Origin of the sequence: Klebsiella sp. SWET4 (assembly GCF_024296565.1) — a bacterium.
GTDB lineage: Bacteria > Pseudomonadota > Gammaproteobacteria > Enterobacterales > Enterobacteriaceae > Klebsiella > Klebsiella variicola.
This window is the reverse complement of sequence record NZ_JANCOB010000001.1, coordinates 1,090,047-1,101,251: the sequence shown is the minus strand read 5'-3', so window position 1 is coordinate 1,101,251 and position 11,205 is coordinate 1,090,047. Positions and strand designations below refer to the sequence as shown.

The 11,205-nt window shown below is 56.4% G+C and carries 12 protein-coding genes; 6 read left to right on the top strand and 6 right to left on the bottom strand.

From position 1 onward, the window contains the following. The coding region (locus NKJ21_RS05685; RefSeq protein ID WP_254732755.1) for a hypothetical protein at positions 1–260 on the top strand (260 nt) is incomplete at its 5' end. A 5-nt stretch (positions 261–265) separates the two neighbouring features. Beyond that, positions 266–844 (top strand): TIGR00730 family Rossman fold protein, encoded by a 579-nt coding sequence (locus tag NKJ21_RS05680; RefSeq protein WP_008804612.1) that lies wholly within the window; start codon positions 266–268, stop codon positions 842–844. 140 nt (positions 845–984) lie between these two features. On the opposite strand, the gene asr is transcribed toward NKJ21_RS05680, so the two are convergent. Continuing rightward, positions 985–1,449: an acid resistance repetitive basic protein Asr gene (gene asr, locus NKJ21_RS05675; RefSeq protein ID WP_155011366.1), complete on the bottom strand. Its 465-nt coding sequence runs from the start codon at positions 1,447–1,449 to the stop codon at positions 985–987. Between the two features lie 177 nt (positions 1,450–1,626). Next, positions 1,627–3,000, bottom strand: coding sequence for an MdtK family multidrug efflux MATE transporter (gene mdtK / locus NKJ21_RS05670; protein ID WP_012541512.1), 1,374 nt, complete (start codon positions 2,998–3,000; stop codon positions 1,627–1,629). A 229-nt stretch (positions 3,001–3,229) separates the two neighbouring features. On the opposite strand from mdtK, the gene NKJ21_RS05665 reads away from it, so the two are divergent. Further along, complete coding sequence (locus NKJ21_RS05665) at positions 3,230–3,865, top strand: riboflavin synthase (RefSeq protein WP_012541513.1); 636 nt, start codon at positions 3,230–3,232, stop codon at positions 3,863–3,865. A 35-nt stretch (positions 3,866–3,900) separates the two neighbouring features. Here the strand turns inward: NKJ21_RS05665 and cfa are convergent, their stop codons facing one another. Together cfa and punC are read right to left on the bottom strand one after the other, a co-directional pair. Next, on the bottom strand, positions 3,901–5,049 hold the full coding sequence (cfa, locus tag NKJ21_RS05660) for a cyclopropane fatty acyl phospholipid synthase (protein WP_008804616.1): 1,149 nt from the start codon (positions 5,047–5,049) through the stop codon (positions 3,901–3,903). Between the two features lie 293 nt (positions 5,050–5,342). Next, on the bottom strand, positions 5,343–6,524 hold the full coding sequence (punC, locus tag NKJ21_RS05655; RefSeq protein ID WP_012541514.1) for a purine nucleoside transporter PunC: 1,182 nt from the start codon (positions 6,522–6,524) through the stop codon (positions 5,343–5,345). Between the two features lie 112 nt (positions 6,525–6,636). Here punC and punR point away from each other — a divergent pair, with 112 nt between their 5' ends. Further along, on the top strand, positions 6,637–7,548 hold the full coding sequence (gene punR, locus NKJ21_RS05650) for a DNA-binding transcriptional activator PunR (RefSeq protein WP_012541515.1): 912 nt from the start codon (positions 6,637–6,639) through the stop codon (positions 7,546–7,548). Positions 7,549–7,566: 18 nt separating this feature from the next. Here the strand turns inward: punR and purR are convergent, their stop codons facing one another. Further along, complete coding sequence (gene purR, locus NKJ21_RS05645; RefSeq protein ID WP_004202888.1) at positions 7,567–8,592, bottom strand: HTH-type transcriptional repressor PurR; 1,026 nt, start codon at positions 8,590–8,592, stop codon at positions 7,567–7,569. 292 nt (positions 8,593–8,884) lie between these two features. On the opposite strand from purR, the gene NKJ21_RS05640 reads away from it, so the two are divergent. Beyond that, positions 8,885–8,977, top strand: coding sequence for a YnhF family membrane protein (locus NKJ21_RS05640; protein ID WP_012968036.1), 93 nt, complete (start codon positions 8,885–8,887; stop codon positions 8,975–8,977). 167 nt (positions 8,978–9,144) lie between these two features. Beyond that, complete coding sequence (locus NKJ21_RS05635; RefSeq protein ID WP_016161205.1) at positions 9,145–10,311, top strand: MFS transporter; 1,167 nt, start codon at positions 9,145–9,147, stop codon at positions 10,309–10,311. Positions 10,312–10,373: 62 nt separating this feature from the next. Here the strand turns inward: NKJ21_RS05635 and sodB are convergent, their stop codons facing one another. After that, positions 10,374–10,955, bottom strand: a complete 582-nt coding sequence (sodB, locus tag NKJ21_RS05630; RefSeq protein ID WP_002907771.1) for a superoxide dismutase [Fe] — start codon at positions 10,953–10,955, stop codon at positions 10,374–10,376. Positions 10,956–11,205: the final 250 nt, after the last annotated feature.

Sequence of the window (11,205 nt, the reverse complement as noted above, 5' to 3'; positions counted from 1 at the left end):
GCTACGAACGCAATGTTGTGGTGACAACGGGGACGCATATTAGCGGCAGGGAGAGGATGTGGCAAGAGGTAAACGTCACTTTTCTTGCACATTGCATGCGATTGCGGAACTTTTACCCATTCCGGATATATTTTACTGAACCACAAGGATATTTCTTCGCCAGCGAGCGTCATGACTCGCTTTTTTCTGCCCGTCTAACTCTGCGCGGTACGGTTGCCGTTGTGTTAAATTATCGGCCACCAGAAGAGAAGGAGTCATAACGAAGATGAAATCGATTGGTATTTTTTGCGGTTCTTCAGCTGGCGAACATCCGCTGTATCTCGACACCGCCCGTCTGGTCGGACGTACGCTGGCGCAGCAGGGGCTGGCGCTTGTCTATGGCGGCGGTAAAGTCGGTCTGATGGGGGCGGTCGCCGATGCGGCGCTGGAGGCCGGTGGCGTGGTGATCGGCGTGATGCCGCGCGGCCTGGTGGAACGGGAAATTGCCCACCGCGGCTTGACGGAGTTGCATGTGGTCGAGGATATGCACGAGCGGAAAACCAAAATGGCGGCGCTGGCGGATGGCTTTATTGCCCTGCCGGGCGGGGCGGGGACGCTCGAAGAGATTTTCGAACAATGGACCTGGGCGCAACTGGGGATCCATGAGAAACCGTGCGCGTTCCTGAATATCAAGGGTTATTACGATCCGCTTCAGGCGATGGTCGACAACATGGTACGGGAAGGATTTATGCACCCGCGCTACGCGGAGATGCTGCCGTTTGCTACCTCGGCAGACGAGATTATCGCCGGTTTTCGCGACTATACGCCGCCGGCCCGTAAATGGGTTCAGCAGCCCGCTATTTAAATATCAAGCGCAGGGTAAACAGCGCGCAGACGATGAGCAGTAACAGCAGCAATTCGAAGCGATAGCGTTGCAGCATGATGTCCTCCTGAAAAAAAACCGGCGCTGTTCTGCGCCGGTTTATCACCTTAACGCCCTGACCATTATGCCGCAGGTTTAACCGCCGGTTTAGCTGCGTGGTGTGCCGCTTTATGATGTTTCTTTGCAGCCTGCGCTTTCTGCGCGACTGCCGGTTTCGCAGCAGCTTTGTGGTGTTTCTTCGCAGCCTGCGCTTTCTGCGCGACTGCCGGTTTCGCAGCGGCTTTATGGTGTTTCTTCGCCGCCTGCGCTTTTTGCTCAGCAGCCGGTTTCGCAGCGGCTTTATGGTGTTTCTTCGCCGCCTGGGCTTTTTGCTCAGCAGCCGGTTTTGCAGCGGCTTTGTGGTGTTTCTTCGCCGCCTGGGCTTTCTGCTCGGCTGCCGGTTTCGCGGCCGCTTTGTGATGTTTCTTATGGTGAACGGTGGTATGGCTGGCAGCTGCGGCCGGGGTGGCGCTTGCGGCATCGGCAGCGAAAGCAACTGATGACAGACCCATAGCAGCGGCAACAACCAGAGCTAATACTTTTTTCATTCTGAAATCCTCGAATTGGTTTCTTGAGTAACCCCACTGCGGGGCTGTTGACCACACTATATGCGTCTCGGGGAGTGCCATCAGTAAGTCTTTGGTGTCGGGGAGTAACGGAATGTACAACGTGGTCGCAATGCCGGAGAACGAAAAAGCCCGCCGGAGGGGCGGGCTTTGCAGGGACTAGCGCGCGGCGCGCTGTAAGATGATGCTGGAGGGCTGGCGCTGTAGAAAACGCATCCGCAGCATCATCATGATGGCGGCGGAGGTCAGGCCGATGATAAATCCACACCAGAAACCGGCGGGCCCCATGCGTGGCACAACCATATCGGTCAACGCCAGCAGATAGCCGCTCGGCAAACCCAGCACCCAGTACGCGGTAAAGGTAATAAAAAAGATAGACCGGGTATCTTTATAGCCGCGCAGAATGCCGCTGCCGATCACCTGGATGGAGTCGGAGATCTGATAGATAGCCGCCAGCAGCATCAGGTGTGAGGCCAGCAGCACCACCTCGGGATTATCGTTATACAGCAGGGCAATCTGTTCACGCATCAGCACGGTAAAGATAGCGGTAAATACCGCCAGACAGACGCCCACGCCCACGCCGGTGCGGGCCGAAACCTGGGCATCGATCGTTGAACCTTGTCCGAGACGGAAGCCGACGCGAATGGTGACCGCCGCCGCCAGCGATAGCGGCAGAACGAACATCAATGAGCTGAAGTTAAGCGCGATCTGGTGACCGGCGACGTCAATGATCCCCAGCGGGGAGACCAGCAGCGCGACGACGGCAAACAGCGTGACTTCAAAGAACAGCGCCAGAGCAATGGGCAGCCCCAGCTGCACCAGCCGTAACAGGACGGCGACATCGGGGCGGCTGAAGCGCTCGGCGCAGCGGATATCCCGCATCGAACGCGCCCGACGCACCCACCACAGCATGCTGGCGAACATCACCCAGTAAACCGAAGCAGTCGCTACGCCACAGCCGACACCGCCCAGCTCGGGCATGCCGAAATGACCATAGATAAAGATATAGTTCACCGGAATGTTGACCAGTAAGCCGATAAAGCCCATGACCATCCCGGGTTTGGTTTTCGCCAGCCCTTCACACTGATTACGGGCAACCTGGAAGAACAGATAGCCCGGCGCGCCCCACAGCAGCGCGCGCAGATAGCCAACCGCCTTCTCAGCCAACAGCGGGTCGATATTATGCATGGAGCTGATGATATAGCCGGCGTTCCATAGCACGACCATAATCAGCACCGAGACAAAGCCGGCCAGCCAGAAGCCCTGACGCACCTGCTGTGCGATGCGATCCCGCCGTCCGGAGCCGTTAAGCTGCGCCACCACCGGGGTCAGCGCCAGCAGCAGCCCGTGGCCAAAGAGGATCGCCGGCAGCCAGATGGAGGTCCCGATGGCCACGGCGGCCATATCCGTGGCGCTGTAGCCACCCGCCATCACGGTATCGACAAAACCCATCGCTGTCTGCGCCACCTGCGCAAGGATGACGGGTATAGCCAGAGCTAATAACTGACGCGCTTCAACGAAATACTTCTGCACGTGAACACCTTTATTTTGTTGTTATTTTGAGACTAAAAAAGCCGCCGTAACTGGCAGCAAGGGGATAAAAATGAGGAATTTCCAGTCTATTGTAGCGAGGATTAGCCATTAAGCCAGTGAAAAAAGAGTCGAGGCACGAAGCGCGCTGGCAACCGCTTTGCCCTCCTGTTATTGTTCCCGATAGCGAAAACGGTAATGATACCGTCATGATTTTCAACAGGAGCCTAACATGTTTACTGGTATTGTTCAGGGAACCGCGAAAGTGGTCTCCATTGATGATAAACCCAATTTTCGCACCCATGTGGTGGAGCTACCGGCGCATATGCTGGAGGGGCTGGAAACCGGCGCCTCGGTAGCCAATAACGGCTGTTGCCTGACGGTGACCGAAATAAACGGCGCGCACATCAGCTTTGATTTGATGAAAGAGACGCTGCGGATTACCAACCTCGGCGATATTCAGATCGGGGATGAAGTGAACGTCGAGCGGGCGGCGAAATTCAGTGATGAAATCGGTGGGCATCTGATGTCCGGCCATATTATGACCACCGCGGAAATCGTGAAGATCCTCACTTCCGAAAATAACCGTCAGATCTGGTTTAAAGTGCAGGATCCGACGCTGATGAAATATATCCTTTATAAAGGTTTCATCGGTATTGATGGCATTAGCCTGACGGTGGGCGAGGTGACGGCAACCCGCTTCTGCGTGCATCTTATCCCGGAAACGCTGCAGCGGACCACGCTGGGCGCGAAAAAGCTGGGTGACCGCGTCAATATTGAGATTGACCCGCAAACTCAGGCGGTTGTCGATACGGTTGAACGCGTGCTGGCCGCGAAAGACGTTGCGTCTAAGGTGAATGAAGCCTGAAAAAAATCCCCCGCCGGTGAGCGGGGGAGATTTTGTTAGCGGGCGATGCGTAGCCCATGTTCAATGCCGCGCGAGAACACTACCTGCCAGAGCTGAATGTCACGGGCGCGGAAGGCGCCGGCGCAGGCGTTCAGATAATAGCTGAACATCCGTTTGAAACGTTCAGAATAGTTATCGGCAATTTCCGGCCAGCTGGCGAGAAAACGCTCATACCAGGCCATCAGGGTGGTGTCATAATCGGCGCCGAAGTTATGCCAGTCTTCCATCACAAAGTGCTTCTCGCTGGCATCGGCGATCTGCCGAACCGACGGCAGACAGCCGTTGGGGAAGATATATTTATCGATCCACGGGTCGACGTTATGGTCGGTGACTTTGGAACCGATGGTGTGCAGTAAGAAACGGCCGTTGGGTTTCAAATTACGATCCGCGACCTCAAAGTAGGTGGCGTAATTTTTCGGTCCCACGTGCTCGAACATACCGACGGAGACGATACGGTCAAAGCTGTCGTGCAGATCGCGATAGTCCTGGAGCCGAATCTCCACGTCAAGATCAGCGCAGCGCGCCTGGGCCATCTTTTGCTGCTCGGCGGAGATGGTCACGCCGACAACGCTGACCTGGTAATTTCGCGCCATATACTCGGCGAGCCCGCCCCATCCACAGCCGATGTCCAGTACCCGCATCCCCGGCTCAAGCTCCAGCTTACGACAGATGAGGTCCAGTTTAGCCTGCTGCGCCGCTTCGAGGGTTTGCGCCTCTTTCCAGTATCCGCAGGAATACTGCATGTAGGGGTCAAGCATTCGGCTGAAGAGATCGTTGCCGAGATCGTAATGCTCTTTGCCAACAATCCAGGCGCGTTTTTTACTTTGCAGATTGAACAGGCGAGCGCCTGCGATGCGGAGTGTATCTTTGAAATGGTGAGGGAGCTGTTTTTCCAGTCCGGCGCGAAGCACTTTGTGGAAGAATATATCCAGACGCTCGCAGTCCCACCAGCCGTCCATATAGCTTTCGCCTAACCCCAGCGACCCCTCCTGCAGGACACGTTTAAAGAAAAGAGGGTTTTTAATTCGCAGGTCTGACGGCGCGGAGCCATTGATTTCTATTCCCGCACGGCCCAATAATTCAGCTGCAATCCGGTACCAGTCATCATTTGGTACACTTACTTCTTCTATACACGATGAACTCATAGCTTCTCCATCACGCCCAAGTGATCAGAACCTTAAAACAGCGTAGACGCTTTTTTGGCTTTGTGAGAAATCTCACGGATAATCCGTGAAGTCGCTATCCGACGTAGAACAGAGGAAGGGAGATAACCCTTGCCGAAAGGCCTTCCATGGTGAAACGGAGGCATCCTGCATCCGTTAATATTTAACTATTTTCTATTTATGTGAACCCGGATCCAGTATAGGACGCTAAGTACTGGCTTTCAATAAAATTTTCTTAGCATGCTAACGACTGGTCCGGGCAACGGCGATGGGCGTTACGCGTGGGAAGAGTGGGGGGTCAGCTCCGGCGTTTGCTGCAGGCGATAGCCGATTCCGGCTAAGCCAATCGAGACCAGCATCACGCTGGTGGTGGTCAGCAGCGGCGTGGCGATCAGCGCCGATACCAGCAAACTGGTCAGGAAGCACAATCCCAGCTGCAGCGTATTCTGCAGCGCCGCCGCGCGGCCCGTTGCCTGCGGGAAGGGTTTCAGCGCCTGGGCGACCACAATGGGATAGATCCCGCCGTTGACCACCGCCATCATGCAGAACGGGATCATTAACGCCACCAGCGAGGCATGCGTTTGCAGGCCGACCAGCCAGGTGGCGGCAACGCTGACGGCGAAGACCACCAGCAGCCACGGCAGCATCTGTTGTCCTGACCATTTTTGCAGCAGCGCGCGACAACCATAGCCGCCCACCAGAAAGGCGATGGTCTGTGGGATATAGCTCAGGCCGATAGCGGTTGGGCCATAGCCCATTTCGTGCAGGATAAAAGGTGAACCGGTAAGCCAGGCGAAGAAGCTGGCGGAGCAGGCGGCGTAGATCAGGACGTTGCCGCTGTATTCCCGGGAGCGCAGCAGCGCGAGAAAGGTGATCTTCTGCTGCGTCACTGCTACCGACTTTGCGGCTGCCTTCAGGCGCAGGGCAGGCAGCATCAGCAGCAGAGTGATGGCAAACAGGGTTGCGAAGATGGCTTGCCACTCGAAGTGCACCAGTAGCCAGCTACCCAGCAGCGGGGCCAGCGCTGGCGACAGTCCTACCAGCGGCATAATGGTGGCGAAGATGCGGTTCGTACGCTGGGCAGGATAGTAATCGGTGACCATCGCCTGCCAGGTAACGGCCGCGGCACAGACGCCAATCGCCTGCAAAAAGCGCAGCGCCAGCATCAGGGTAGCGTTGTGCACCCACAGCATCCCCAGACAGCCGGCCGCGAAAATTGCCAGGCCGCTCAACAGCACCGGTTTGCGCCCATAGCGGTCCGACAGCGGCCCCCAGAACAGCTGCCCCAGCGCGAAGCCGGCGAGGAACAGGCTCAGGCTGGCGCTGATGGAGGCAGCGGAGGTATTGAGATCCTGCTGCATGGCGGCAAACGCCGGCAGGTACATATCGGTGGCCAGAAAGCCCAGCACGCTCAGGCCGGCCAGCCAGACTAAAAATCCTTTCCCAGGTTGTGACATAACGTTCTCATTTTTGGAGTACAGGTACGATGCCGCAGAGTGTAGGGAGTGCATTGTGGCTTGTGAAACGCTAATATTTGTCACATGCATTCAAAAATTTTGCAGGCAGAAAATGTGGTCTGAATACTCTCTGGAAGTGGTTGATGCCGTGGCCCGCAACGGCAGCTTCAGCGCGGCCGCGCAGGAGCTGCACCGGGTGCCCTCCGCCATCAGCTATACCGTGCGTCAGCTTGAAGAGTGGCTGGCCGTTCCCTTGTTTGAGCGCCGCCATCGTGATGTGGAGCTGACGCCCGCAGGGGTCTGGTTCTTACAGGAAGGGCGCTCTGTTATCAAAAAAATGCAGATCACCCGCCAGCAGTGCCAGCAAATCGCCAACGGCTGGCGCGGGCAGCTGTCGATCGCGGTGGATGATATTGTGAAACCGGCGCGGATGCGCCAGATGATCGTCGATTTCTATCGCCATTTTCCCGACGTCGAGCTCATCGTTTTCCAGGAAGTGTTCAACGGCGTATGGGATGCGCTGGCCGACGGCCGTGTAGAACTGGCGATTGGCGCAACGCGATCTATTCCGGTCGGGGGCCGCTATGCGTTTCGCGATATGGGGATGCTGAGCTGGGACTGCGTGGTGGCGAGCGATCACCCGCTGGCGAAGATGGAGGGACCCCTGAGCGATGATGTCCTGCGTAACTGGCCGTCACTGGTGCGGGAGGATACGTCACGTTCACTGCCCAAACGAACAACCTGGCTGCTGGATAACCAGAAGAGGGTGGTGGTCCCCGACTGGGAATCGTCGGCCACCTGTCTGTCGGCGGGCCTCTGCGTCGGCATGGTGCCGAGCCATTTCGCCCGACCATGGGTAGATCGCGGCGTGTGGACCGCGCTGGCGCTGGAGAATCCGTTCCCGGATGCCGCCTGCTGTCTGACCTGGCAGCAGAGTGATGCCTCACCGGCGCTGAACTGGATGCTCGACTATCTGGGGGACAGCGACACGCTGAATCGGGAATGGCTGCGGGCGCCGGAATAATATGCGCCCGCAAACGTCTTAGCGGCGATAATCGACAAACGGGCCATCCGCCACGGAGCGGCGTTCGACCAGACGAGGATGCACTTCGATAGACTGCGACTCTTCACGCTTATTAACGATACGATCCAACAGCATGTTAAATGCGGCTTCGCCCAGGGAATCTTTCGGCTGATGAATAGTGGTTAAAGCCGGGCTGAAATAGCGGGCGTTACGCACATTATCATAACCGATCAGCGAAATGTCCTGCGGCACCCGCAGCCCCATTTCATCCGCCGCGCAGATAGCGCCCATCGCCATGATATCGCCGCCGCAGAACACCGCCGTCGGACGGTGCTGCTGGCTTAAGATCTGCTGCATAGCACGGTAGCCGGACTCCGGCTCGAAGTCGCCCTGCACAATCCAGTTTTCCGGCACGCTGATATGCGCCTCTTTCATCGCCTGCATAAAGCCGGCCAGGCGGCCTGCGCCGGTGTTGCGCTCCAGCGGACCCGGGATCACGCCGATTTCACGATGGCCACGTTCAATCAGGTAGCGTCCGGCGATATAGCCGCCCTGGAAGGCGTTATCGATCACCGCATCGGTGAAGTCGGCTTTTGCTTCGCCCCAGTCCATCACCACCATCGGGATATGGCGATACTCTTCCAGCATGCTCAATACCGAATCCGGATATTCGGAACACATCACCAGCAGGCCGTCGACACGCTTCTGTGCCATCATCGACAAATAGGCGCGCTGTTTTTCCGGATCGTTCCATGCGTTGCCGAGGATCAGGGTGTAGCCCTTCTGGAAGCAGCTCTTTTCAACAGACTCAATAATTTCAGCAAAATAGGCGGCTTCGCTACTGGTCGCCAGCAGACCAATCGATTTTGTATGATTGACTTTCAGGCTGCGGGCCACGGCGCTCGGCGAGTAGTGCAGCTCTTTGATCGCCGCCCACACCGCATTGCGCGTCTCTTCGGCAACGAAACGGGTTTTGTTAATTACATGTGATACAGTTGTAGTGGAAACGTTTGCGCGCTTCGCTACATCTTTAATAGTTGCCATTACATCTCACTCCATGCCTTGACCTGATCGCCTGATCATCGATACGTAAACGTTTGCCTACACACACCCTGAATACAATTTTCAACATTGCATCACGTCGGGAAAACGACACAGAACGACAGGAAGGGGTCAATGGCCGATACGCTTTTAAATTAGCGTGGGATTTTGTCCGATCTTGGGGCAAAGTGGAAGAGCAAAAATGTGCATCGCCCTAAATCCCGGAAGATTTTTGCGATTTTTTGTGCAAAAATGAGCAAGCTCACTTTTGGTGTGGGGATAACAAGAGGGAAAAATGATGGATACCAATTTAAAGTTTTCGCTGATCACCACGGTTATTGCCCTCGGCGTGATCGTTGCTTTCAGCCTGACCGCCATACTGCACTAATGTTCCAGTGAGGGAGGAGCGCGGCCTCCTCCCCGTATCCCGCCATTATTATCAATTCTGCAAAAATCTTTTGTCATTTCGTTCACTTTTGTTTTTTTGTGATTGATGTCATGCTTTTGGCTTCTGATGTTACGCCGTCCTCTCTGACGGTCTGATGGAGTCATTGAATGAAAATCAACTTTCCTTTACTTGCGCTGGCGATCGGCGCCTTTGGCATCGGTACCACGGAGTTCTCCCCAATGGGATTGCTGCCGGTGATTGCGAAAGGTGTGGACGTCTCGATACCGGTAGCGGGAATGCTGATCAGTGCGTATGCCATCGGCGTCATGGTCGGCGCACCGCTGATGACGCTGCTGTTGTCGCATCGCGCACGGCGCAATGCGCTGATTTTTCTGATGGGGATCTTCACCGTCGGCAACCTGTTGTCATCCATTGCGCCGGATTACACCACCTTGCTGCTGTCGCGCATTATTACCAGCCTCAACCACGGTGCTTTCTTTGGCCTGGGATCAGTGGTCGCAGCCAGCGTCGTGCCAAAGCATAAGCAGGCCAGCGCGGTAGCCACGATGTTTATGGGGCTCACCATCGCCAACATCGGCGGTGTACCGGCGGCCACCTGGCTTGGCGAAACCATCGGCTGGCGGATGTCCTTCCTGGCCACAGCGGGGTTAGGCCTGCTGGCGATGGTCAGTCTGTGGTTCTCTCTGCCGAAGGGCAGCGCCGGTGAGCGCCCGGATGTCAAAAAAGAGCTTTCAGTCCTGCTACGCCCGCAGGTACTCTCCGCCTTGCTGACTACCGTGCTCGGTGCCGGGGCAATGTTTACGCTGTATACCTATATCTCGCCAGTGCTCAATACGCTGACCCACGCTTCATCGCTGTTTATTACCGCGATGCTGGTGCTGATTGGCGTTGGTTTTTCGCTGGGCAACTATCTGGGCGGCAAATTCGCCGATCGGTCGGTCTCTGGCACGCTGAAAGGCTTTCTGCTGCTGCTGATGGCGATCATGCTGGCGATCCCGCTGCTGGCGCAATCCCAGGCTGGAGCGGCCATCAGCATGATTGTCTGGGGCGCAGCCACCTTTGCGGTGGTTCCGCCGCTGCAGATGCGGGTCATGCGCGTGGCGCATGAAGCGCCGGGGCTCTCTTCTTCGGTGAATATCGGCGCGTTCAACCTCGGCAACGCGCTGGGCGCCGCCGCCGGTGGGGCGGTGATCTCTGGCGGACTGGGCTATGCGTTTGTGCCGGTGATGGGGGCGATTATCGCCGGTCTGGCGCTGCTGCTGGTCTGGTTCAGCGGACGAGCGCAGCCGGAAGAGGCCTTTGCCCGCCAGTAACGCGAGTGTAGGGAAGGGCTAAAAAAAACCGCAGCCGGGGAGACCCTACTGCGGTTTGTCGTTTATGCCGCCAGGTTGGCCGCAACAAACTTCCAGTTAACCAGCGCCCAGAAATGGTCCAGGTAGCTTGGACGGGCATTGCGGTAGTCGATGTAGTAGGCGTGTTCCCAGACGTCAACGGTCAGCAGCGGCTTCGCGTCGGTGGTCAGCGGGGTGCCGGCGTTGCTGGTGGAGACGATAGCCAGGCTGCCGTCGGCATTTTTGACCAGCCAGGTCCAGCCCGCGCCGAAGTTTTTCGCTGCGGCATCGGTAAATTTGGCTTTAAAATCCGCAAAGCTGCCGAAGGATTTGGCAATCGCGGCCGCTAACTCGCCTTCCGGTTCGCCGCCGGCGTTCGGCGCCAGGCAGTTCCAGTAGAAGGTGTGGTTCCAGACCTGGGCTGCGTTGTTGAATACGCCGCCTTCAGAAGTGCGGACTATCTCTTCGAGAGATTTGCCTTCGAACGCAGTGCCTTTGATCAGGTTGTTGAGGTTAGTGACATACGCCTGGTGGTGTTTACCGTAGTGATATTCCAGGGTTTCTGCGGAAATGTGCGGCGCCAGGGCGTCTTTTGCATATGGTAATGCAGGTAATTCAAACGACATTGCTACTCTCCTTATAACTTTTTGTTTTATCTCACATTGACAAGATGAGGTTTTCATCTGAATCGTGTTCTGGCCACCCGACGCTGTCGCGTCACGGGCTGTTATTGTATTGAGAATGTTAACATTTGCCGCAAGCAGTGAAAAGCCTTACAACGATAAAGGCTATTGCCGCAGGCGCAACTGATGAAGGCTTAACCGTTTTCTACGGGGCGAGGCGTCAAACCGCTCGCAGATGTTGCAAAAATGTATA